Raw genomic sequence first — 23212 nt, 5'->3', positions numbered from 1 at the left:
CAATCTTCTTCTTGCAAAACGGGTGGAGTCCATAGATACGGTTGACGCCGGCGGTTTGCGCTTATTCGTCGAAGTCTTCGGCCAAGTTCTTCCACCCACGCGCCTTGGCGAACGGCGCGAATTCCTCGGGCGCCTCGAGCACGATCAGCTTGCGCTCCTGCAGCCCCGGATCGCTGTGGCCAAAATCCGGCCCCTTGTAGCCGAGCGCGCGCAGGCGGTCGATGATGTGCTTGACCAGCACGGTGTCCTTGTACAAGCCGCCGTCGAGCGGTTTGGCAAAGTCCACGTACACGTCGATGATCCCGTAACCCTCGTCGAAAATGCGGATCGCCTTGACGTCGTGGGTACGGCCAGTGCTGTCCGCGGCCTGGAACGGCCCGGACAGTTCAATATCGGAGGAATCGGTAGTCATGCCTTCAGCATACCACCGACCCCGGATTACTTCAGCGCCTTGTAGATCGCGTCCAGGCGGTCCGGCGTGCCCGGGATGCGTTCCAGGCGCGGGTAGCGCAGGCCGTCGTGGTAGTCGAGCGAGATGGTGCGCAGGTTATTGCCCTTGCGGACCAGCAGCTCGATCGGCGCCTTCGTGCCCTTGGCCGCCTTCACCGCCGCCTTCAGCACCTCGGCCTTGTAGGCACGGTTGTTCACCGCCACGACCGTCGTGTTGCCGGCCAGGCCAGCACGGAAACCCACGCCATCCCAGATCATGTTGCTGACGCCGCCATCGGCGCGCACCGAGAAGCCCAGCGAGTAGCTGAAGTCGGCCGACTTGCTGCGCTCCTCTGCCGCCTTGATGGCGTCGGTCGGGGTGTCGGTATAGACCAGCTTCCAGCCGGCGCGGGCCAAGCCGTCGAGCGGGGCGCCCGGACCGTGGCCTTCGACGCGCGAACGCAGGAAGGGCGCCCAGTCGAATTTCTGCACCTTGTCGAGCGCGGCGACCACGTCCTCGAAGGTGTAGAAGGCCGGCAGCATGCTGCCGTTGTCGATGCCGTAGAAGGCGCGTGCGAAGTCGTCGAGCGAGCGCTTGTCGCCGGACAGTTCGCGGATCTTGGTGTCCACATCCAGCCAGATCAGCGCGCCTTCCGAGTAGTAGTCTTCGCTGCGCTGCCAGTTGCTCCAGGCCAGCGCGCGGCGGCCGGCGATGATCGGGTCGTTCACCGTGTCCTGCATGGCGCGCCAGGCGCGGCCCTGGGTGTTGTCGTAGCGGGCGGCGGTGGCGGCCAGCGTGTTGCGTGCCGCTTCCTTCGACACCAGGCCCGAACGCGCGGCGAGGATGCCGCCCCAGTACTGGGTCTGGCCCTCGTACACCCACAGCAGGCTGTTCTGCAGCGGCGTGTTGAAGTTGGGGACGTCCTGGCCGGCAGGGCGGCGGAACTTGCCGTTCCACGAGTGGGTGTACTCATGCGGCAGCAGATCGCGGCCGGCTTCGCTGCGCGCCCAGTCGGTGAAGTAGCCCGGCTTGACGCCGTTCTCGCTCGACTGGTGGTGCTCGCGGCCGACGCCGCCGAATTCGTCCGACAGGGCCAGCAGGAAGTCGTAGTGCCCGTAGTGGTGCGAGCCGAACAGCTTGAGTGCCTGCTGGACCATGGCGCGGTGCGCGGCGATCTGTTCCGGCTTGGCTTCCAGGCTTTCGGCGTTGTCCGCCACCACGTTCAGCGACACGCGCACCTTGGCGCCCGGGTCGAGGTCGAACTGCTTGAAGTGGCGGCCGGCGAACAGCGGCGAGTCGATCAGGGTTTCCAGGTCGTGCGGCTGGAACTGGACTTCGTCGCCCTGGCGCGTGGCCGTTTCCAGCGCGGTGCCGTACTGCCAGCCGGCGGGCAGGGTCAGCGACAGCTGCACCGTGATGCGGCGCGCCACGTAGCCGGCGGGGTAGAGCGTCACCGATGGCCACTGCAGGCCGATGATGTCGTCGGTCATGACGATGCGGCCCTGGGCCGGGTCAAGCGGCGACAGGAACTGGTATTCCACGTCCAGCGTCAAGGCGCCTTCGGGCACGGTGACGTGAAAGGCGAAGACTTCGACCGGGTCGCGCGTCCATTCGACGGGCTTGCCGTTGGCGCTGAACTTCAGGCCGGCCAGCTGGGTCAGCGGACCGCTCGGGCCGTGGTTTGCCGGCAGCCATTGCGGGTACAGGAAAGTCATCGGGCCGGGCTTCACCGGTACCGTCATGCGCATGCGGAAAATCTGCTGCGACAGGTTGGTGGCATCGACCTTCAGGACGATGGTGCCGGGGTAGGGCTGGTCGACCGGGGCCGGGACGGCGGCCTGTGCGGGGAGGGCCAGCGCGAGCGCGAGGGCGAGGGCGGACGCCGACTTGGCGGCGAAGGAAAACGGGCTGTGAGCGGTCATCTTGAGATGTGTGCGGGTGACAAAACCGGACGAGTGTAGCACGCACCTCCTGCCGAAAAGCATCGAAATACTCGGAAACATCGATGCAAATAAAATTTGCAAAATGGATTAAAAATCCGTATTTCGTATGTCTTGAAAATGACATGGGATGGCATTAGATTGGTTCCAACGGATGCTCACGATGAGGTCCGTCAACTTATCGCTTAACTTAACGAGGATATTTAATCATGCGTACTTTCGATCTGACCCCCCTGTACCGTTCCGCCATTGGTTTCGACCGCCTGGCCAGCCTGCTCGAGCAACGCGCCGAGTCGCAGCCGAGCTACCCGCCATACAACATCGAACTGGTCTCGGAAGACCAGTACCGTATCGTGATGGCGCTGGCAGGTTTCAACCGGAATGAAGTGGAAATCGTCACCGAGCGCGATTCCCTGCACGTGACCGGCCGCAAGCAGAAGGACGAGACCCAGCGTACCTACCTGCATCGTGGCATCGCCGCCCGCGACTTCGAACAGCGCTTCCAGCTGGCGAACCACGTGAAGGTCACCACCGCTTCGTTCGACAACGGCATGCTCACCATCGAACTGGTGCGCGAAGTGCCCGAGGCACTGAAACCACGCAAGATCGCGATTGGCGATGCGGCAGGCACCATCGACAATGTTCAGCAAATCGAACAGCGTCAAGCAGCCTAAGGGCATAGCGCAGTAACGAAAGAGGGTGCCCGCCGGGCGCCCTTTTTTACGCCCCGAAGCGGACAGATTTGTCCGCGAAGGCGTAGGGTGGGCGCCCCGTGCCCACGCGTGAACTGTGAACATTGTTGGCCTGCTTTACACGCCGATACCATGTAGCCGTCACGCGTGGGCACAGGGCGCCCACCCTACGAAGTTGACATACGTGTCCGCAGTTGAATACGCGGGTGCAAAAGCATCCATCCCACGTCGGCGCAGCAGCCAAGGTTTAACGCTGAGTTTTAAGCATGTTCTAAGACAGATCGGCGACACTACTCACCATGCGATAACCCGTTATCGGCAACCCTTTCATCCAGGAGTACGTCCATGCAAAACGAAGGTGCAGTCACTGCCATCACCGCAAAACGTCTCACGCTGGCGCTCTGCGCGGCGGGCGTTATTGGCGGGGCGGTCGGTGCGATTGCGGTCAACCACAACAACGCCACCGCCCAGGCCCCCGCCACCGTTGCAGCCGCCCCCGCTCCGGTACAGGCGCCGCCCGCAGTAGCCGGCGCGCCCGCGGCTACCGTGTCCCTGCCGGACTTCACCACCATCGCCAAGCAGAACGGCAAGGCGGTCGTGAACATCCGCGTCATGGGCACCACCAAGACCAGCGCGCGCATGCCGCAAGTGAGCCCGGGCGACCCGTTCTATGAATTCTTCCGTCAGTTCCAGGACCCGCGCGGTTCGCAACGCGACGCTCCCGTTTTCGGCGCCGGATCGGGCTTCATCGTAAGCCCGGACGGCGTCATCCTGACAAATGCCCACGTGGTGCAGGGCGCCAGCGAGGTCACGGTCAAGCTGGCCGACCGCCGCGAGTTCCGCGCCAAGGTGCTGGGCTCCGACCCGCGCACCGACGTGGCCGTGCTGAAGATCGACGCCAAGGGCCTGCCGACTGTCCCGCTGGGCAATGCGCGCTCGCTGCAGACCGGCGAATGGGTGCTGGCCATCGGCTCGCCGTTCGGCCTGGAGTCGACCGTCACCGCCGGCGTGGTCAGCGCCACCGGCCGCAGCCTGGGCAACGACAGCCAGGTGCAGTTCATCCAGACCGACGTTGCCGTCAACCCCGGCAACTCGGGCGGTCCGCTGCTGAACACCCGCGGCGAAGTGGTCGGCATCAACTCGCAGATCTACAGCCAGACCGGCGGCTACCAGGGCCTGTCGTTCGCGATCCCGATCGACGTCGCGGCGCGCATCAAGGACCAGATCGTCGCCACCGGCAAGGTGCAGCATGCCAAGCTGGGCGTGTCGATCCAGGACGTGAACCAGGGCTTCGCCGATTCCTTCAACCTCGATTCGCCCGAAGGCGCGCTGGTGGCGAATGTCGAACGCGGCAGCGCCGCCGAAAAGGCCGGTTTGAAATCCGGCGACGTGGTGCGCAAGGTGAACGGCCAGGCGATCATCGGGTCGGCCGACCTGCCGGGCACGCTGGCGGTGGCCAAGCCGGGCGACAAGGTCGCGCTCGACGTCTGGCGCGACGGCAAGATCGTACGCCTGAACGCAACGCTGGCGAATGCCGACGACAAGCCGGCCGTCGACGAGCGCGAAGAGATTGCCGCCAACGACAAGGGCGCCAAGCTGGGCCTGGTCCTGCGTCCGCTGGAGCCGATCGAACGGCGCCAGAGCGGCATCGCCGCCGGCCTGGTGATCGAGGACGCGCGCGGTGCGGCGGCGATTGCCGGCGTGGCGCCGGGCGACGTGCTGCTGTCGGTGAACGGCAAACCCGTCACCAGCGTCGACCAGGTGCGCGACATGGTGGGCAAGTCCAGCAAGTCGGTAGCCTTGCTGATCCAGCGCGGGGATGACAGAATCTTCATTCCGGTGCGGATTGGCTGAAGAAGTGCAGTGTCGTCTTCTGTCGCGCACCACTAACTTAACGGGACCTCGGGAAACCGTAGCGAGCGGAAGGAGTCTTGGCCGAGAAGCGCAGCTGTACGGACTGTACAGCGAGCATCGCAGGCCAAGAGTCCGACGCGTAGTAGGTTTATCGAGGTTCCCCAACGAGGTATGAGATGCGGCTGTTACTGGTAGAAGACGATACGATGATCGGCGAGGTGGTGCTCGACCTGCTGCGGGCTGAGCACTACGCCGTCGATTGGGTCAAGGACGGCGAAATGGCCGACACGGCCCTGGTGCAGAACCAGAACTACGACCTGGTCCTGCTCGACCTGGGCCTGCCGCGCAAGGACGGCCTCGATGTCCTGCGCTCGATGCGCACGCGCAAGGACCGCACCCCGGTGCTGGTGGCCACTGCGCGCGACTCGGTGCCCCAGCGCATCGCCGGGCTCGACGCCGGCGCCGACGACTACGTCCTGAAACCCTACGACCTCGACGAGCTGCTGGCGCGCATCCGCGCCTTGCTGCGCCGCGCTGCCGGCCGCGCCGAGCCCATCTTCGAATACAAGAACATCTCGATCAATCCCGCCACCCGCGAAACGCTGGTCGATGGCGAGCCGGTGTCGCTGTCGGCGCGCGAATGGGCCGTGCTGGAAGCCCTGGTGGCGCGCCCCGGCGCCGTGCTCTCGCGCGCCCAGCTCGAGGAAAAGCTGTACAGCTGGCGCGATGAAGTCAGCAGCAATGCGGTCGAGGTGTATATCCACGGCCTGCGCAAGAAGCTGGGGAGCGATTTGATCCAGAACGTGCGCGGCGTCGGCTACATGGTGCCGAAGGCATGAGAATGACCCACTCGCTGCGCGGGCGCCTGTTGTGGTTCCTGCTGGCGGCCATCACGCTGGCAGCGCTGGCGCAAGCCTCGATCGCCTACAACACGGCATTGTCCGACGCCGACCAGATCTTCGACTACCACATGCAGCAGATGGCGCTGTCGCTGCGGTCGAGCACGCCGTTGTCGAATACCGAAGCGCGCGAAAAACTCGAGGAAGCCCCCGGCAACGACGACCTGGTGGTGCAGATGTGGTCGCCCGATGGCGTGCAGGTGTTCCACAGCGTGTCGCGCGCGCGCCTGCCGCAGCGCGCCGTGCTCGGCTTTTCCAACGTCAAGGCCAACGGCACCACCTACCGCGTATTCTCGATCCAGACTTCCGGCCAGACCGTGCAGGTGGCGCAGGACCTGGCCGTGCGCCGCAACATGGCCGGCAACCTGGCCCTGCGCACGCTCGGCCCCACGGCGGTGATGATGCCGATCCTGATGCTGGTGGTGTGGTGGGTGGTGAGTGGCTCCTTGAAACCGGTGGCGCGCGTGCGCAAGCAGGTGGCGGCGCGCCAGGCCGACGATTTGTCGCCGGTGTCGGAAGCCGGCCTGCCCGACGAAGTGCGTCCGCTGGTGCACGAGCTGAACTTGCTGTTCGGGCGCGTCAAGACGGCCTTCGACGCCCAGCAGCATTTCGTGGCCGACGCCGCCCACGAGCTGCGCACGCCACTGGCCGCGCTGCGCCTGCAGGCGCAAAGCCTGGACCGCGCCGACAATCCCGAGGCCCGCAAGACGGCCGTTGCCCGCCTGACCGCCGGCATCGACCGCGCTACGCGCCTGGTCGAGCAATTGCTGGTGCTGGCGCGCCAGGAAGCATCGGCCGCAAACGGCGCGGCAACCAGGCCAGTCGACCTGGCCGAGCTGGCGCGCCGCACCGTGGGCGACCTGACCGGCCTGGCCCAGGCCAAGAACATCGACCTCGGCCTGCAGCATGCCGACGAAGCCAGCGTCAACGGCCAGCCCGATGCCCTGCACATCCTGCTGCGCAACCTCGTCGAGAACGCCGTGAAGTACACCCCGGCCGGCGGCACGGTCGACATCGCGCTGCGCCTGGAAGCGGGCGCGGCCGTGGTCAGCGTCGAGGACAGCGGGCCGGGCATTCCGCCGGATGAGCGCGAGCGCGTGTTCGACCGCTTTTATCGGGTCGCGGGCAGCGAGGCGGCCGGTAGCGGACTGGGGCTGGCGATCATCAAGGCGATTGCCGAGCGCCATGGCGCGACGCTCAGGCTCGACCAGTCGGAACGCCTGGGTGGGCTGGCGGCGATCGTGCGTTTTCCGCTAGGGAAGGCCTGAGCGACGGGCCCTTCGCGGTATGCGCCTTCATGTCTGCACCGCGTCCCGTCCTGCTTGCTGCGCGCGTGCATAACTTTCCGCTACCGCCGCGTAATTCGGCGCAACCAGCCCATACAGCCGGGCAAGCTCCGCCGCCTCGGGCCGCGCCCAGCTGCGGTGGAGTTCCGACAGCAGCGCGTTGGTCGTGGTCGGCTTCACGCCGCCCTGCACCAGGCGCGCCAGCGACACGCGCGACGCCATCTCGCTGGGATCGCCCGAGGCGTCGATGACGGCAAGCACCTCGTAGCCGGCGGCGCGCGCGTCGAGGGCCGGGAACATCACGCAGACGCCGGTCCAGACGCCAGCCATCACCAGCGTCTTGCGCTCGGTAGAACGGACCGTGGCAACGAAGTCGTCGTTGTCCCAGGCGTTTACCTCTCCCTTGCGCGGCACGTAGACGGCATGTGGCGCGTATTCGTGGATTTCCGGCATCAGCGGTCCGTTGCTGCCGGCGGGTTCCGAGGCCGTGGTGATGACCGGGATCTTCAGCAGGGTGCACAGCCTGGCAATCGTTTCCACGTTGCGCCGCAAATCGGCCACCGGGATATCCTTGACTGTCTGGAACAGGCCGGACTGGTGATCGAGCAGCAGGACCAGGGTATCGGCGGGGTCGAGCAGCATCGCGCCGCCGCCTGAAGGCAGGACACTGGCTTTGGACCGGGAAGTGTTTGGCATGGTCGTCTCCTGCACTCAGAGCTTGCGCGCGAGGAAATCGCGGATCAGCGGCACCATCACATCGAGCTGGTCTTCCAGCGCGAAGTGGCCGCTGTCGAGCAGGTGCAGTTCCGCTTCGGGCAGATCGCGCAGGTAGGGATGGGCGCCGGGCTCCGGGAAGACGACGTCGTTCTTGCCCCAGACGATCAGCGTCGGCGGCTGGTGCTGGCGGAAGAAGGCCTGGAAAGCCGGATACAGCGGCACGTTGCTGCCATAGTCGTGCAGCAGGTCGAGCTGGATGTCGCTGTTGCCGGGCCGGTCGAGCAAGGCCTGGTCGACGATCCAGTTGTCGGGGCTGATGCGGGCTGCGTCGCTCATACCATCGAGGTACTGGAATTTGGTGGTCTCGAGCGTGAGCAGGCCGGCCAGTGCAGTCCGGTTGTCCTGCGACCCGTCCGCCCAGTAGGCCTTGATCGGATCCCAGAAAGCGCCCAGTCCTTCGGTGTAGGCGTTACCGTTCTGGACAATCATTGCCTGCACGCGTTCGGGATGGGCAAGCGCCAGCCGGTAGCCGATCGGCGCGCCGTAATCCATTACGTACAGACTGTATTTGCTGGCTCCCAGCGCCACCGTGAACCGATCGACGATGTTGGCCAGGTGGGCGAACGTGTACGCGAATTCGGTGTGCTTCGGCGCATCGCTTTGTCCATAGCCAGGATAATCCGGCGCGATCACGCGGTAACGGTCGGCCAGCAGCGGAATCAGGTTGCGGAACATGTGCGACGAGGTGGGAAAGCCATGCAACAGCAGGAGCACCGGTGCATCGGCGGGCCCGGCTTCGCGATAGAAGACGTTCACGCCGTCGATCCGCACGGTCTTGTAGTGGATGACGGGGATTGCCGGGGCGGCAGGGCCCTCGTCCGGTCCTGGGCGCGGGGTGTGGGAAGTCGGCGAAATCGGTTCGAGTTGACTCATGGTGTTCTCCAAAAGATCAGGGCGTCATCATTGGACGCGCGCGCCTACTTTTGGTTCTGAACAGATGAGAAATCGATGCGCCGGACGTATGAACCGGTAGGACGCTTCAGGAACGAAGCAGTGTCGGCAGCTCGCGCGACGGGAACTGATGGCGCCGCTCGCCCGGTTTGGTGAGTACGCGGCGTGCCACCTCGAACGGTACCCCGAGTTTTGCCAGCTCGCGCGCGGGCGAGGGCTGGCCAGCATCAAGCGGCGTGTTGACGACGGTGTGGATGAGCAGGGCGGTCCTGTAGTCGGTGCGGCGGTCCATGGCCCATCCTATCACGCGCGTGCGGCGCCGTATGCATACCGCAGAGCACGACGGGAAATGCATCGCTCGCCTTTGTCTTTACGTTTCGTTACACTCCTTACATCAATCGTGTGACGTGATTCAGAAGAAAGATGTAATCTAAATTACAACTTTCGATTTGGAGCTCATCATGAAAAAAATCACCATTCCCGCCCTGATGCTGGCTGTTGCCATGGTCGCCACCGGCTGCAAAAAAGCCGACGACAATCCGAACATGGGCCCTGCCCAGGAGGCCGGCGCCGCCATCGATAACGCCGGCGCCAACACCGCCACTGCTGCCCGCGAAGGCGCAGAACGCGTCGACGCCGCCACCGACCGCGCCGCTGCCAACATGGAAAATGCCGCCGAGCGTGCCGGCCAGAACATCGACCAGGCCACCGACCGTGCCGGCGAAAAGATGCGTGAAGCCGGCGCCGAAGTGCGCCAGGAATCGCGCGAAGCCGGCCAGAACATCAAGGAAGGCGCTAGCGATGCCACCGCCGCAACCGGCCGTGCCGTCGAACGCGCTGGCGAAAAAATCCAGGACGCATCGAAGTAATCCATCAGGCGAAGCCATGCTTCGCCTGCTAGTCGCCTGACGCGTGTCCGGTATTCAGCCCCGCCGCACCGGGGCTGTGCCGCTTTGCGGTCCCGGCTTTGGCGAGAGAGCCTGCCTTCGCGCGGGCTTGCCGCGTTGCAGCCGCCGATGCGGCAACACCCATGCGACGCTCTTCATGCGGCGCCACCGACAAAACTGTCTGCCCCATGTTGCAAGCCATCCAGGATCTGCTGCGCCCGCCACCGGGCATGGAATTCGACTTCAGCCAGCCGGCCGGCGAGCCGGCCCTGGCGCCAGTTGATGGCGTCACCTGGCGCGTGTTCGCCAATCCCGTTTCCCTGTTCGTCGGCGGCGTGACCGCCGTCTTGCTGGAACTGGCCGAACCCTCGGTACGCTCGGGCGTGTGGGACCACAGCAGTTTCCAGCGCGACCCGGGCCTGCGCCTGCGCCGTACCGGCTTTGCCGCGATGATGACGGTGTATGGCCCCCGTTCAGCCGCAGAACAATTGATCGCGCGCGTGGTGCGCCTGCATGGCCACGTGCGCGGCAGCACGCCCGATGGGCTGACCTACCACGCGAACGATCCGCGCCTGCTCGACTGGGTGCAGGCGACGGCGGTGTTCGGCTTTACCGAGGCCTATCACTGTTACGCACAGCCCTTGTCCGCGCATGAAAAGGATGCGGCGTTCATCGAGTCGGCAGCCTCGGCACGGCTGTATGGCGCAACCGGCCTGCCGCACGCGTGGGCCGAATGGGAAACGCTGCTGGCCGCCACCGCGCTGGAAGGGTCCGCCATCCTGGCCGATTTCCTGGAGATCATGCGCACGGCGGCGATCCTGCCCACACCGCTGCGCCCGCTGCAGCGCCTGCTGGTGCGCGCCGCCGTCGACATCACCCCGGAACCGGTGCGTTCGCTGCCGCAATTGCAAGGGCACGGCCTGCGCTTCGGCGAAGCAGCGCTGGTACGCACCCTGGCCCGCTCGGCCGCCTTGCTGCCGCTGGGGAAGTTGCCGCCGGCGCAGGCCGCCCGCCGGCTGAACAGCCGGGGTCAGGTCTGAACAGCCGGGGTCAGGTCTGACAAACGGACACGAGCTCGTCTGTCACCCCCAATTTTTTAAGATCCAATTTGTCTGTTTGCACCAGACATCAAGCCTTAAAGCTGAGCCCGTGTCCGAATGTCAGACCTGACCCCCGCTGTTCCGCTGTTCAGTTGCCGGCGTCGACAGCCTGCAAGGCCTGTTTCGCCATCGCCAGCACCCCGTCGTAGGACTTGGCGGCGGCGATGAAGCGGCCGTTGTGGCAGAAAGTGGCGTCGGGCACGCCGGTGACGGCGGCCAGGTCGGCGTCGCGCAATCCGGCCCAGGGCGCCGGCAAATCGGCGCGGGCGTCGAAGCTTTCCGTGCTGACCGAGACCGTGTGCAGCATGTAGCGCCTTTCGCCGATGCTGTGGCTGATCACGAACAGCACCTTCGGCATTTCCTTGCGCACGATGCTGGACCAGGGCAGGGCGCTGTTGCGCAGATACAGCAGGCGTCCGTCCTCCAGCGTTTCGGCGTCGCGCACCTGTTCCACGGCAAGCAACGCGCCGACGCGGTATTTCACGGAGTTGACCATGATGTCGCTCAGCAGCGCCATGGCGCGGCGGAATTCCTGCAAACGGTAGGCTTCGGTCGGGGCGCCGTAGCCGATGCGTTCTTCGTCCAGCCAGTTTGGGTTGAAGCCGGAGACAATCGCCGACAGGCCATAGCCGCCCGGCGCGTTCTTGGCGGCGCCGACGTCGGACAGGTCGAGGTATTGCACGATGTCGGCGTCGATGGCGTAGGCCATTTCCTGGGCCGTACTGTCCTTCAGTTCGCGCCCGACGTGCTGCAGGGCGAGGGCGGCGACGCAGCGCGCGCCGTATTCGCGCCAGACCAGGCCGGCGCTGGCGTAGGGTACGCCGCTGGGGCGGGCGCCGTCGAAGCCTTTCTGGTGGTGGTCGAAGCGGCCGCTGGCCGGGTCCCAGATGCCGCCGACGTCGACGGCGAAGTCGGCTGCCTCGATGACGGCGCCGTCGCGCGTACGGACCAGCGCGGCGTCGGGAAACAGGATCTGCAGGACGGCGCAAGCCCATGCGTCATCCGCATGGAACTTGCCGTTGTGGGTCACGATGACCATGGAAACTCCAGTTCAATTCTTTTGAGCGAATGCGGATGATACCGGCTTCGAGGACGCACCGCGAACATCCGGGCAGGCGTGCACAAAAGAATTGGCGTTCGCTCAGCCATGCGGTATCTTCTTCAGCTTGAAGATCAGGCAACATTTTGATCGTCAACGACAACCGCCGATTATCCAGAACCGAAGAGGACGATGTAGATGAACGAGTTGGTCAGTACTATCAATGGCATGATCTGGAGCCCGGCCCTGATTGTGCTCTGCCTGGGCGTGGGCCTGTATTTTTCGCTGCGCTCGCGCTTCCTGCAGGTGCGCCACGTGCGCGAGATGACGCGCCTGATGTTCGAAGGTAAAAGTTCGGACCAGGGCGTCTCGTCGTTCCAGGCGCTGACCATGACCCTGGCCGGCCGCGTCGGCACCGGCAACATTGCCGGCGTGGCGACCGCGATTACCTTCGGCGGCCCCGGCGCCGTGTTCTGGATGTGGGCGGTGGCCTTCCTCGGCGCCAGTTCGGCCTTTGTCGAGTCGACGCTCGGCCAGGTCTACAAGGAGCAGATCGCCAAGGAGTACCGTGGCGGCCCGGCCTTCTACATCGAGAAGGGCCTGGGCATGAAATGGTATGCGCTGACCTTCGCGTTTGCCACCATCTTCGCCACCGGCCTGCTGCTGCCGGGCGTGCAGGCCAACTCCATCGCCGAAGGCCTGCAGACGGCGATGGGCATCGACCGCAACGTCACCGCGGCGCTGCTGGCGATCGCGCTCGGCTTCATCATCTTCGGCGGCGTGAAGCGCATCGCCACCTTTGCCGAGATCATCGTGCCCTTCATGGCGCTCGGCTACATCATCGTCGCCTGCGTCATCATCTTCCTGAACATCGAGCAGCTGCCCGGCGTGCTGAAGCTGATCTTCAGCTCGGCCTTCGGCCTGGACGCGGGCTTCGGCGCCATCATCGGCATGGCCATCCAGTGGGGCGTGAAGCGCGGCGTGTACTCGAACGAGGCAGGCCAGGGCACCGGCCCGCACGCATCGTCGGCGGCGGAAGTGAGCCACCCGGCCAAGCAGGGCCTGGTGCAGGGCTTCTCGGTGTATGTCGATACCCTGTTCGTGTGCTCGGCCACCGCCTTCATGCTGCTCATTACCGGCCAGTACAACGTGGAGGGCCCGAACGGCGTGGCGATGTACACCGGCGTGCACGGCGTGGCCAGCGGCCCGGGCTACGTGCAGGTCGCGCTGGAAAACGTGATGCCGGGCTTCGGCGCGATTTTTGTCGCGGTGGCGCTGCTGTTCTTCGCGTTCACCACCATCGTGGCCTACTACTACATCGCCGAAACGAATATCGCCTACATCGACCGCCACGCGCGCCATCCGTGGATGAAGTTCGTGCTGAAGGTTGCGATCATCTCCGCCACCGTCTACGGCACCGTCAAGACCGCGGACCTGGCCTGGGCGCTTGGCGACATCGGCGTCGGCCTGATGGCCTGGCTGAACCTGGTGGCCATCGTCCTGCTGCGTAACGTCGCCTTCAAGTGCCTGCACGACTACGAGGCGCAGAAGAAGCTGGGCAAGGACCCGCAGTTCGATCCGCTGGCGCTGGGGATCGCGAATGCGCATTACTGGGAGCAGCGCGTGGCCGAGGGCAAGCGCAGCGATGCGGCGGCGAAGGATGTGAACCTGGCCGGCTAAGGGCAGCCATTGGAAATGGCGACGACAACGGCAGCGACGGCTGCTGTTGTCGTTTCCGGGAGGGTAATTCGTCAGCGCTGCCGCGAGCGGGCGATGGCGGCCAAAATCGCGGTCAGGCGCGCCGGGTCGGCCGGCTTGACCAGGTGCTCGTCGAAGCCGGCGTCGAAGGACTTGCGGCGGTCGCTCTCGTGGCCATAGCCGGTCACGGCAATCAGCACCGCGTTGGCGGTTTCCGGCTGCGCGCGCAGGCGCCGCGCCAGTTCGTGGCCGTCCATGTCGGGCAGGCCGATGTCGAGGATGCACACGTCCGGCGTCTCGCTGCGCGCACGCGCCAGCGCCGCCTGCGAGCCGTGTTCGACCGCGGTACGGTGGCCGGCCGCTTCCAGCACCATGGCCAGCATCGCCGCCGCGTCGGCATTGTCGTCGACCACCAGCACGCGCAGGCCGGCGCCGGCGGGTGCGGGCGCAGGTGCGGCGTCGCCGCTGTGGCGATGCTGCCCCGCTTGCGCCCCCTGCGCGTCCAGGCGCGGCAGGCAGACGCGGAAGCAGCTGCCCTGGCCCGGCCCGGCGCTGTGGCAGGTGACGCTGCCGCCGTGCAGCTCGACCAGGCTTTTCACCAGCGCCAGGCCGAGTCCCAGGCCGCCGGCGGCGCGGTCCGAGCTGCGCTCGGCCTGGGCGAACAGTTCAAAGGCGCGTGCCGCCAGTTCGGGCGTCATGCCGATGCCGTTGTCGGCCACCTCGATCAGCACGCGGTCGGCGCGCACCTCCAGGCCGAGCGTGATGCTGCCGCCCTCGTCGGTGTACTTGGCGGCGTTGTTCAGCAGGTTGGCGACCACCTGCACCAGGCGCTTCTTGTCGCCGCGGACCACCGTGGTGTCCGGCGCAATGGTCGAATGCAGGTGGTGGCGCCGCGCCTGGACCAGCGGCGCCACCTGTTCGATGGCGTCGGCGAGGACGTGGCGGATGTCGAGCGGCGCCATGTCGAGTTCGACCAGGCCGCGGGTAACGCGCGAGACGTCGAGCAGGTCGTCGATCAGGTGGGTCATGTGGTCGACCTGGCGCCCGATGATCTCGCTGGTGTGGCGCACCCGCGCTTCGTCCAGCTTCCCCAGGCGCAGCAGGTGGGCCGCGGCCCCNAGGTCGTCGATCAGGTGGGTCATGTGGTCGACCTGGCGCCCGATGATCTCGCTGGTGTGGCGCACCCGCGCTTCGTCCAGCTTCCCCAGGCGCAGCAGGTGGGCCGCGGCCCCGATCGGCGCCAGCGGGTTGCGCAGCTCGTGCGCCAGCATCGCCAGGAACTCGTCCTTGCGGCGGTCGGCGTCGCGCAGCGTGGCCTCGGCCGCCTTGCGCTCGGTGATGTCGCGGTAGAAGATGGCGAGCCGGCCCTCGGGCAGCGGGTAGGCGCGCACCTCGAGCCAGGCCGTGGCGCCGCTGTCGAGCAGGTAGCCGTGCTCCAGGGTCTCGGGGGTGCGCCGTTCGCGCACGCGCCGGTACAGCGCCTCGAGCGGGCCGCCGGCCAGGTGCGGCAGCACCGACCACACATCGCGTCCCAGCAGGTCGGCGTGCTCGCGCCGCGCCAGGCGCGCGCCGATCTCGTTCACCTGCAGGATGGTCGAGTCGCCGTCGAGCAGGCCGAAGCCTTCGGCCATGTTGTCGAAGATCTGCTGGCTCTGGTCGCGCTCGGCGCGCAGCGCGGCCTGGGCGCGCGCGCTCTCGACGGCGAACCAGGTGCGGTCGACCATGTCCTCGGCCATGGCGATGTGTTCCGCGCTCCAGTGGTGGGGCTGGTCGTGGTGCACGCTCAGCACGGCGTGCAGGCGGCCGTTCTTCATCAGCGGAATGCCGAGCGCCGCGCCCATGCCGGCAGCCTGGTAGGCGGCGGCATGCGGCGCCGTGGCGGCGTCGCGCGTGACATCGTCCAGCACCAGGTTGCGGCCCGCGCGCAGCAAATCGACCGCGGCCATGCCGAAGTCGTCGAGGCGCAGGCGCACGCCGCTCATCGAGGCCATGCTGCCGTCGGTCCAGTCGGGCAGCATCTGGATCCAGGCGCCGGCGTCGTCGGTTTCGCCGTACACCACGCGCTTGCCGCCGAGCTGCTTGCCGAGCAATTCGCTGGCGGCGGCGGTGACTTCCTCGGGCGCGCTCAGGGGCCGGATGCGGTCGGCCAGGGCCAGCTGGAAGGCATGGCGCCGGTCCGCCGTTTCCAGCGTCTCGAACAGCGAGCGGTAGCGCTCTTCGCCTTCGGCGAGGGCGAACCTGGCGAGCTTGGTTTCGTGGATGTCGGTCGAGGTGCCGAACCAGCGCTCGATCGCGCCGTCGGCATTTTTATACGGTTCGGCGCGCACCAGGAACCAGCGGTAGCCGCCGGTTTTAGAACGGATGCGGTGCTCGACCTGGAAGGCGCCGCCCGTGGCATAGGCGGCGTCCCATGCGGCCATGGTGGCGGCTTCGTCGTCGGGGTGGACGAAGCCGTTGGCCACCTCGGCCGGCGTGGTGGCGTCGACCCGCACCCCGGTATAGTCTTCCCACACCCGGTTGAAGTAGATGGCCTGGCCCGAGGCCGAGACGATCCACACGATCTGCGGGATCGATTCGGCCAGCTGGCGGAAACTGCGTTCGCTCTCGCGCAGCGCCTGCTCGGTCCTGACTTCGGCGCTGACGTCGCGGAAGTAGAAGGTGAGGCCGTTGGCGGCGGGGGAAATGCGCACCTCGTACCACTTGCCGTGGTCGGGATAAAAGGCGGTGACTTCGGTGGCGGTCTTTTCACGGATGGCCCTGACGTAGGCGTCCTCGAAGGCGGTGCCGGCCAGGCCCGGATAGGCCTCGGCCATGGTCTTGCCGAGGATCTGCTCGCGGCGCACCTCGAGGATGCGTTCGGCCTGGCGGTTGACGTACGCGATCTCGCTCTGGCGGTTGACCGAAAAATAACCGTCGGAGATGCTTTCCAGGATGGCGACCGCCTCGCCAGCCAATTGCTGCGAGGCGGTACTGCTGATGGCAGGGTGGTTGTCCGGCGACTCGGTCATGCCCGATTATAGTGCCTATCCCGGCAGGGCCGGGAGTCGGACACGGTTACGCCGCCGGCGCAGTGCGTCAGAACTTGTGCCAGAGGCGCGCAAAATACGCCGCGCCGTTCAGGCCGAACTGCACGCTCTCGTACTTGAAGCCGTTGTCGGTTTCGTTCTCGTCCTGCGTGGTCGGCTTGACGTTGAAGATGTTGGTCGCACCCAGCGTGAGTTTGGTGTTCTCGCTGTACGACCAGCTGAACGAGAGGTCGGCCGAGGTCTTCGGCTTGTAGTAGGCGTTTGGCACCGGCGGACCGGAGAAGGTGCCGAGCGTCTGCGGGCCGAAGTGGATGATGCGCAAGTCCGAACCGAATTTACCGAGGCTGTACTCGAAGCCGAGGGTGGCCTTGCGGCGCGGGCCGCCCTGTTCGATGAACAGGCGCTCGCGTTCCGACAGCAGCACGTCCTCGAAGCCGGCCAGCGCGCTTGGCGCGTGCACGCCGGCCACTTCGGTCTTGCTGAAGTTCATGGCCAGGAAGGTGTTCAGGCGGCCGGCGCCGAGCGGCATGCGGTGCGCGGCCGTGATGTCCAAGCCTTTCGTTTCGGTGTCGACCGAGTTGACGAAGAACTGGGCCTGGCCCACGCCCAGCGTCTGCAGCGTGGCGCCCAGGGCGGGGTAGTTGTCGGCGTCGAAGCGGCCCGACAGCACGATGCGGTCGTCGATGTCGATGCGGTACAAGTCGGCCGTGACCGAGGTCGATTGCGACGGCGTCCAGGTGGCGCCGACGGTGAAGCTCTTCGACTTTTCTTCCTTCAGCTTCGGAATGCCGGCGGCGTTGGCGACCGCGCTGCCGTTCGGCGCCAGCACCACATCGAGCGGCACGCCGCCGATGAAGTCGGTGAAGGTGGACGAGAAGTAGACCTGCTGCAGCGACGGCGCGCGAAAGCCCGTGCTGGCCGAGGCGCGCAGCAGCACGTCGCCGCCCAGCTTGAAGGCAGCGGCCAGCTTGCCGTCGGTGGTCGAGCCGAAGTCCGAGAAGCGCTCGTGGCGCAGCGCGGCCTGCACCTTCAGGCGCTCGGTGACGTCGGCTTCGAGATCGAGGTAGGCGGCCGTGCTGTGGCGGCTGCGCTTGGTGGCGTCGCCTGGCTGGAAGCCCGGGAAGCCCTGGCTGCCGCCGGCGCCGCCGATGCCCACGCCGTCGGCGTCGATGTACGAACCCTGTTCGCCCGAGAAGATGCGGTACTGCTCGTTGCGGTACTCGAAGCCGAAGGCGGCGTTCAGGCCGTTCAGGACGTTGCCGTAGTAGCGGCTGAAGTCGGCATTCGTGGTCAGCTGGCGGAAGTCGAAGCCGCCGGCACTGAAGGAGCTTGGGCTGATGCCGGCGCCGCCATTCGTCAGGTCGAGGTTCGCGACCGAGGCGTTCAGGGTGTTGGCGATGGTGTAGTCGAGGCGGTTGTAGCCGTAGGTCTGGGAGAAGTCGCCGCTCCACTCGCCGAGCCTGGTGCGGTAGCCGGCGGTGGCGTAGCGGTCCTTCAGATCGCCGTTGATGAAGGGGACGAAACCGTCCGGATACATGGCGGCCGAGTTGCGGGTCGGGATGTCGTCGGTGCCCAGGCCGCCGCGCGCAAAGGCGGCGCTCGACGCGTCGCGGCGCTGCACGCCGCCGGTGAGATACAGCTTGCCGTCGCCGAGGGCGACGTCGCCGTTGATATACACGGTCTGGTTCTCGGTCTTGCTGTCGCCGATGATGCGCGGGTTATCGTCCTCGGCGCGGTTCGAGCGTCCGCGGTACAGGTATTCGGTGGTGATGCCGAAGCTGCCGCCGGCGACCGGGATGCCGCAGTAGGCCGAGGCCAGGTAGTTGTCGCCGTCGCCTTCCTTGTACTGGCCCCAGCCGGCTACCGCTTCGCAGCCCAGGCTCTTCTTGAGTTCGATGTTCATGACGCCGGCAATCGCGTCCGAGCCGTACTGGGCGGCGGCGCCGTCGCGCAGCACCTGCACGTTGCGGATGGCCATGACGGGAATCGCGTTCAGGTCGGTGCCGGTGTTGCCGCGGTTGCGCGCGCCGAACAGATTGACCAGGGCGGTGGTATGGCGGCGCTTGCCGTTCACCAGCACCAGGGTCTGGTCGGAACCGAGGCCGCGCAGGGCCGCCGAATCGACCAGGTCGGCACCATCGGCACCGCTCTGGCGGGTGGAGTTGAACGACGGGGAGATGTTGGTCAGCGTTTGCGACAAATCGAACTGGCTGCCTTGCTCGGCCAGGCGCGTCATCGGGATGATGTCGACCGGGACCGCAGTGTCGGTGGCCGAGGTTGCGCCGGTGCGGCGGGTGCCGACCACGTGCACGCTTTGCATGGCGGCGTTGTCCGCGGCTTCAGGTGTGGCGGTCTGGGCGAACGCTGGGGGAACAAAGGCGGCCAGCGCGCCGCTACCGTACAAGCCGAGCAGTACGGCGCGGCGCAATTGAGTGGGTTTGAACACGCAACATCTCCAATGGAAAATTGCATGCTAGCCAATATTGGCGTGCTCAACTACTGGGTGTGTCTGAAACACAACGGATGCACCAAAATGGGGTGGGGGATAATGCCGCGTGCATGAATTGGGTGCGTGCGGTGATTGTTCGAAACGCATGCCGTGATGCCGCGTGGGCACAAGTGCCCACCCTACGGACGTCAAACGAATTGCGTAACGTGAATTGCCACGAATCGTAGGGTGGGCACTTGTGCCCACGCGGTACAAAGATCGGTCGGTCGAAACGCATGCGACGACATGGTGGGTTCAAGAATCCACCCTACGCGGCTCTGCCTTGCAGCGCGTTTTCGGCACGCAGCACCTTCGCCGCCTCCACCATGTTGCGCAGCGCCGCCCGTGTTTCCGCCCAGGCGCGCGTCTTCAGCCCGCAATCCGGATTCACCCACAGATTCGCCGCCGGGATCACCTGGGCCGCCTTGCGCATCAGACGCGCGATGTCGTCCACGGACGGCACCCGTGGCGAGTGAATGTCGTACACGCCGGGCCCGATCCCGTTCGGGTAGGCGAAGTCGCCAAACCCGCGCAGCAGTTCCATGTCCGAGCGGCTGGTCTCGATGGTGATGACGTCGGCATCCATGGCTGCGATCGCGGGCAGGATGTCGTTGAACTCTGCATAGCACATGTGGGTGTGCAGCTGGGTCGTGTCCGCGATGCCGGAGGCGCTGATACGGAAGGCGCGCGCGGCCCAGCCCAGGTAGTCGCGCCACAGCGCGCGGCGCAGCGGCAGGCCTTCGCGGATCGCCGGCTAGTCGATCTGGATGATGCCGATGCCGGCCGCTTCCAGGTCGCCGACCTCGTCGCGGATCGCCAGCGCGATCTGCAGGGCGGTGTCCTGGCGCGGCTGGTCGTCGCGCACGAACGACCATTGCAGGATGGTCACCGGGCCGGTCAGCATGCCCTTCAGCGGACGCCCCGTGAGGCCCTGGGCATACGCGGTCCAGGCCACCGTCATCGCGGCAGGGCGGGCGACGTCGCCGAACAACACCGGCGGCTTGACGCAGCGCGAGCCGTAGGATTGCACCCAGCCGTTGGCCGTGAAGGCAAAGCCGTCGAGCTGTTCGCCGAAGTACTCGACCATGTCGTTGCGCTCGGCCTCGCCATGCACCGGCACGTCGATGTCCAAGGCTTCCTGCTCGCGCACGGCCTGTTCGATCTCGGCGCGCATCGCCGCTTCGTAGTTTTCTTTTGCCAGTTCGCCGCGCTTGAAGGCGGCGCGGACGGCGCGGATGGCGGCGGTCTGCGGGAAGGAACCGATGGTGGTGGTGGGGTAGAGCGGCAGCTTGAAGCGTTCCGCCTGCGCGGCCTGGCGCATGGCGAAGGGACTGGGGCGGCGGTCGGCATCCGCCGGGAGCTGCGTGACGCGTGCCTGCACCGCGCGCCTGCGCACGCGCGGGCTGGTGGCGCGCGCTTCAAACGCGGCGCGCGAGGAGCACAGTTCGCGGTACACGCTGCCTTCGCCTTCAAGCAGGGCATTGCGCAGGATGCGCAGTTCGTCCAGCTTGTCGCGGGCGCCGGCCAGCCAATCGCGCAGCTCGACGTCGATGGCGGCGTCCTCGCGCAGGGACAGCGGCACGTGCAGCAGCGAGCACGACGGCGCGATCCAGAGCTCGCCGCGGCGGCGTTCGGCCAGCGGTGTCAGGCAGGCCAGGGCGCGGTCGAGGTCCGTGCGCCAGATGTTGCGGCCATCGACGATGCCGACCGAGAGCACCTTGTTATCGGGCAGCCAGTCGGCCACCGATTGCAGTTCGTGCGCGGCGCGCACGCCATCGACATGCAGGCCCGCCACCGGCAGCTTGCAGGCCACGCTCAGCTGGCCTTCCAGCGGCGAGAAGTAGGTCGCCAGCAGCAGCGGCAGGCCGGCCGTGGCCAGGGTATGGTAGGCGCGCTCGAACGCCAGCAGCCAGGCGCCGGGCAAGTCCAGGCCGAGGATGGGTTCGTCGACTTGCACCCACTCTACGCCGGCGGCCTTCAGCTGCACCAGCAGTTGCACGTAGGCGGGCAGCAGGGTGTCGAGCAGGTCGAGCCGGTCGAAGCCCTCCTGCTTCGACTTGCCGAGCCAGAGGAAGGTGAGGGGGCCGACCAGCGCCACCTTGGTCTTGTGGCCGAGTGCCTGGGCTTGGTTTACTTCGGCAAGCAGGCGCTCGGGCGCCAGAGCGAAGCTGGTCGCCCCGTCGAACTCCGGGACCAGGTAGTGGTAGTTGGTGTCGAACCACTTGGTCATTTCCAGCGCCGGCTTACCGCCGTGCTGGCCGCCGCAGCAGGTTTCCTCGGCATGCTCGTTTGCGACGCCGCGTGCCAGCGTGAAGTAACGGGCCAGTTGTGATTCGCTCCCATCGAAACCGAAGCGCGCCGGCTCGCAGCCGAACAACTGGATGTGGTTCGCCACGTGATCGTAGAAGGCGAAATCGCCGACGGTAGCGAAGTCCAGCCCGGCCTCGCGCTGCTCGTGCCAGTGGCGCGCGCGCAGTTCGGCGGCCACCGCTTCCAGCTCGGCTTCGGCGGATTCGCCGCGCCAGTGGCGCTCCAGAGCGAACTTCAGTTCGCGTTGCAGACCGATGCGCGGATAGCCGAGTGTATGAATCCTGATCATGATAATTCCAAATCGTATGAAGAATGCTAACGATTGTCGCGGCAGCTCGTGCATAATTCAAACGAAAAAATTTCGACTCAACGTGAAAATCATTCATGGCTACTTCCATCCTTGAACTGCGCCACCTGCGCACCCTGCTGGCCTTGAAAGAAGCCGGCACCATCTCGCGCGCCGCGCAATTGCTGAACATGACGCAATCGGCGCTATCGCACCAGGTGCTGGCGCTGGAGCGGCAATACGACACCGGGCTGTTCGAGCGCAAGTCCTCGCCGGTGGCCTTTACCGCCGCCGGCCAGCGCCTGCTGGCGCTGGCCGAGCAGGTCTTGCCGCATATCGGTGCGGCCGAGCGCGACCTGGCGCGCCTGACCAGCAACGCCACCGGCAAGCTGCGCATCGCGGTCGAGTGCCATACCTGCTTCGACTGGCTGATGCCGTCGATGGACGCACTGCGCGCGCGCTGGCCGGAAGTCGAGCAGGACATCGTGTCCGGTTTCCAGGCCGATCCGATCGGCCTGCTGCACCAGGACCGCGCCGAGGTGGCGATCGTGTCGGAGCTGGACGAGAGCGAGACCGATGTGGACTTTCATCCGTTGTTCGAGTTCGAGATGGTGGCGATTTTGCCGCTGAACCATCCTCTGCTTGCCAAGCCTCATCTCGTTGCGCAAGACTTTGCGGGGCAAGCGCTGATTACCTATCCGGTGCCGGACGACATGCTGGACCTGGTGCGCCAGGTGCTGCGTCCGGCCGGCGTGGAGCCGCCGCGGCGCACGACGGAACTCACGGTGGGGATGCTGCAGCTGGTGGCCAGCGGACGCGGTCTGGCGGCGCTGCCGCTGTGGGCGGTGAACGGCTACCTGGAGCGCGGCTACGTGGCGCGGGCGCGTATCGGGCCGGAGGGGCTGACGGGCAGGCTGTATGCGGTGACGCCGAAGCGGCTGGCGGGGAATGCCTGCCTGGTGGACTTCGTGCAGGTGATGCGCGAGACCTCGTTGCTGGCTTTGCCGGGGATTACTTTGTTGTGAGCAGCGCGTACCGATCCGATGGCGGCGTAGGGTGGGCACTTGTGCCCACGCGGTCGTACCGTTGCATACCTCACGGCGCTCGGAAATCGCGCAGGTTGCAGGCCGATTTTAGGGGCGCAGTATTCCGATGTTCAGACCGCGTGGGCACAAGTGCCCACCCTACGTAAGTCACGTGACGGGTGATGCGCGAGACCTCGTTGCTGGCTTTGCCGGGGATTACTTTGTTGTGAGCAGCGCGTACCGATCCGATGGCGGCGTAGGGTGGGCACTTGTGCCCACGCGGTCTGAACATCGGAATACTGCGCCCCTAAAATCGGCCTGCAACCTGCGCGATTTCCGAGCGCCGTGAGGTATGCAACGGTACGACCGCGTGGGCACAAGTGCCCACCCTACGTAAGTCACGTGACGGGTGATGCGCGAGACCTCGTTGCTGGCTTTGCCGGGGATTACTTTGTTGTGAGCAGCGCGTACCGATCCGATGGCGGCGTAGGGTGGGCACTTGTGCCCACGCGGTCGTACCGTTGCATACCTCACGGCGCTCGGAAATCGCGCAGGTTGCAGGCCGATTTTAGGGGCGCAGTATT

Annotated in this window: 16 protein-coding genes and 1 pseudogene; 8 read left to right on the top strand and 9 right to left on the bottom strand. The window is 66.1% G+C overall.

The window, feature by feature from the left end; genetic code table 11:
• Nucleotides 1-61: 61 nt before the first annotated feature.
• Together QWL29_RS15475 and QWL29_RS15470 are read right to left on the bottom strand one after the other, a co-directional pair.
• Nucleotides 62-412: a hypothetical protein gene (locus QWL29_RS15475; protein WP_305823772.1), complete on the bottom strand. Its 351-nt coding sequence runs from the start codon at nt 410-412 to the stop codon at nt 62-64.
• Between the two features lie 26 nt (nt 413-438).
• Entirely contained in the window at nt 439-2352 is a 1914-nt protein-coding gene (locus QWL29_RS15470; protein WP_305823771.1) for a M61 family metallopeptidase, read from the bottom strand.
• Nucleotides 2353-2579: 227 nt separating this feature from the next.
• On the opposite strand from QWL29_RS15470, the gene QWL29_RS15465 reads away from it, so the two are divergent.
• From QWL29_RS15465 to QWL29_RS15450, 4 genes are all read left to right on the top strand, one after another.
• On the top strand, nt 2580-3044 hold the full coding sequence (locus QWL29_RS15465; RefSeq protein ID WP_229439291.1) for an Hsp20 family protein: 465 nt from the start codon (nt 2580-2582) through the stop codon (nt 3042-3044).
• Nucleotides 3045-3407: 363 nt separating this feature from the next.
• Nucleotides 3408-4916: a Do family serine endopeptidase gene (locus QWL29_RS15460; protein ID WP_305823770.1), complete on the top strand. Its 1509-nt coding sequence runs from the start codon at nt 3408-3410 to the stop codon at nt 4914-4916.
• Between the two features lie 176 nt (nt 4917-5092).
• The gene (locus QWL29_RS15455) at nt 5093-5755 is read left to right on the top strand and encodes a response regulator (RefSeq protein WP_305823769.1); all 663 of its coding nucleotides are present in this window, start codon (nt 5093-5095) and stop codon (nt 5753-5755) included.
• On the top strand, nt 5752-7083 hold the full coding sequence (locus QWL29_RS15450) for an ATP-binding protein (protein WP_305823768.1): 1332 nt from the start codon (nt 5752-5754) through the stop codon (nt 7081-7083). Before QWL29_RS15455 ends, QWL29_RS15450 begins: the two co-directional genes overlap by 4 nt.
• Before the next feature lie 27 nt (nt 7084-7110).
• On the opposite strand, the gene QWL29_RS15445 is transcribed toward QWL29_RS15450, so the two are convergent.
• From QWL29_RS15445 to QWL29_RS15435, 3 genes are all read right to left on the bottom strand, one after another.
• Entirely contained in the window at nt 7111-7797 is a 687-nt protein-coding gene (locus tag QWL29_RS15445) for an isochorismatase family protein (RefSeq protein WP_305823767.1), read from the bottom strand.
• Nucleotides 7798-7812: 15 nt separating this feature from the next.
• On the bottom strand, nt 7813-8751 hold the full coding sequence (locus QWL29_RS15440; RefSeq protein ID WP_305823766.1) for an alpha/beta fold hydrolase: 939 nt from the start codon (nt 8749-8751) through the stop codon (nt 7813-7815).
• Nucleotides 8752-8857: 106 nt separating this feature from the next.
• Nucleotides 8858-9061 (bottom strand): hypothetical protein, encoded by a 204-nt coding sequence (locus QWL29_RS15435; protein ID WP_305823765.1) that lies wholly within the window; start codon nt 9059-9061, stop codon nt 8858-8860.
• A gap of 169 nt (nt 9062-9230) precedes the next feature.
• Between QWL29_RS15435 and QWL29_RS15430 the strand changes: the two genes are divergently transcribed.
• Together QWL29_RS15430 and QWL29_RS15425 are read left to right on the top strand one after the other, a co-directional pair.
• Nucleotides 9231-9638 carry a hypothetical protein gene (locus QWL29_RS15430; protein ID WP_305823764.1) on the top strand — a complete coding sequence of 136 codons (408 nt, stop codon included), beginning with the start codon at nt 9231-9233 and terminating at the stop codon, nt 9636-9638.
• A gap of 206 nt (nt 9639-9844) precedes the next feature.
• Nucleotides 9845-10696, top strand: a complete 852-nt coding sequence (locus QWL29_RS15425) for an oxygenase MpaB family protein (RefSeq protein WP_305823763.1) — start codon at nt 9845-9847, stop codon at nt 10694-10696.
• A gap of 148 nt (nt 10697-10844) precedes the next feature.
• Here QWL29_RS15425 and QWL29_RS15420 read toward each other — a convergent pair whose 3' ends face one another.
• Complete coding sequence (locus tag QWL29_RS15420) at nt 10845-11795, bottom strand: MYG1 family protein (RefSeq protein ID WP_305823762.1); 951 nt, start codon at nt 11793-11795, stop codon at nt 10845-10847.
• A 198-nt stretch (nt 11796-11993) separates the two neighbouring features.
• On the opposite strand from QWL29_RS15420, the gene QWL29_RS15415 reads away from it, so the two are divergent.
• On the top strand, nt 11994-13475 hold the full coding sequence (locus QWL29_RS15415; protein ID WP_305823761.1) for an alanine/glycine:cation symporter family protein: 1482 nt from the start codon (nt 11994-11996) through the stop codon (nt 13473-13475).
• Nucleotides 13476-13546: 71 nt separating this feature from the next.
• Here QWL29_RS15415 and QWL29_RS15410 read toward each other — a convergent pair whose 3' ends face one another.
• The 3 genes and pseudogenes from QWL29_RS15410 to metE form a co-directional block, all read right to left on the bottom strand.
• Entirely contained in the window at nt 13547-16501 is a 2955-nt protein-coding gene (locus QWL29_RS15410; protein ID WP_305823760.1) for a PAS domain-containing protein, read from the bottom strand.
• Nucleotides 16502-16568: 67 nt separating this feature from the next.
• Entirely contained in the window at nt 16569-18965 is a 2397-nt protein-coding gene (locus QWL29_RS15405) for a TonB-dependent receptor plug domain-containing protein (protein ID WP_305823759.1), read from the bottom strand.
• A gap of 310 nt (nt 18966-19275) precedes the next feature.
• Nucleotides 19276-21606, bottom strand: a pseudogene (gene metE / locus QWL29_RS15400) (5-methyltetrahydropteroyltriglutamate--homocysteine S-methyltransferase).
• A gap of 95 nt (nt 21607-21701) precedes the next feature.
• Between metE and QWL29_RS15395 the strand changes: the two are divergent.
• Nucleotides 21702-22628: a LysR family transcriptional regulator gene (locus QWL29_RS15395; RefSeq protein WP_305823758.1), complete on the top strand. Its 927-nt coding sequence runs from the start codon at nt 21702-21704 to the stop codon at nt 22626-22628.
• Nucleotides 22629-23212 lie beyond the last annotated feature (584 nt).

It is taken from the genome of Massilia brevitalea (assembly GCF_030711405.1).
GTDB classification, from domain to species: Bacteria; Pseudomonadota; Gammaproteobacteria; order Burkholderiales; family Burkholderiaceae_D; genus Telluria; species Telluria brevitalea.
Note: the sequence above shows the minus strand (reverse complement) of the source record. Positions and strands in the feature narration are given on the sequence as shown.

Bases quoted from the DNA above. Each gene is read 5' to 3' on its own strand.
- QWL29_RS15475 (WP_305823772.1), bottom strand. From the start codon at position 412: ATGACTACCGATTCCTCCGATATTGAACTGTCCGGGCCGTTCCAGGCC.
- QWL29_RS15395 (WP_305823758.1), top strand. From the start codon at position 21,702: ATGGCTACTTCCATCCTTGAACTGCGCCACCTGCGCACCCTGCTGGCC.
- QWL29_RS15455 (WP_305823769.1), top strand. From the start codon at position 5,093: ATGCGGCTGTTACTGGTAGAAGACGATACGATGATCGGCGAGGTGGTG.
- QWL29_RS15415 (WP_305823761.1), top strand. From the start codon at position 11,994: ATGAACGAGTTGGTCAGTACTATCAATGGCATGATCTGGAGCCCGGCC.
- QWL29_RS15460 (WP_305823770.1), top strand. From the start codon at position 3,408: ATGCAAAACGAAGGTGCAGTCACTGCCATCACCGCAAAACGTCTCACG.
- QWL29_RS15440 (WP_305823766.1), bottom strand. From the start codon at position 8,751: ATGAGTCAACTCGAACCGATTTCGCCGACTTCCCACACCCCGCGCCCA.
- QWL29_RS15435 (WP_305823765.1), bottom strand. From the start codon at position 9,061: ATGGACCGCCGCACCGACTACAGGACCGCCCTGCTCATCCACACCGTC.
- QWL29_RS15420 (WP_305823762.1), bottom strand. From the start codon at position 11,795: ATGGTCATCGTGACCCACAACGGCAAGTTCCATGCGGATGACGCATGG.
- QWL29_RS15450 (WP_305823768.1), top strand. From the start codon at position 5,752: ATGAGAATGACCCACTCGCTGCGCGGGCGCCTGTTGTGGTTCCTGCTG.
- QWL29_RS15445 (WP_305823767.1), bottom strand. From the start codon at position 7,797: ATGCCAAACACTTCCCGGTCCAAAGCCAGTGTCCTGCCTTCAGGCGGC.
- QWL29_RS15425 (WP_305823763.1), top strand. From the start codon at position 9,845: ATGTTGCAAGCCATCCAGGATCTGCTGCGCCCGCCACCGGGCATGGAA.
- QWL29_RS15470 (WP_305823771.1), bottom strand. From the start codon at position 2,352: ATGACCGCTCACAGCCCGTTTTCCTTCGCCGCCAAGTCGGCGTCCGCC.
- QWL29_RS15430 (WP_305823764.1), top strand. From the start codon at position 9,231: ATGAAAAAAATCACCATTCCCGCCCTGATGCTGGCTGTTGCCATGGTC.
- QWL29_RS15465 (WP_229439291.1), top strand. From the start codon at position 2,580: ATGCGTACTTTCGATCTGACCCCCCTGTACCGTTCCGCCATTGGTTTC.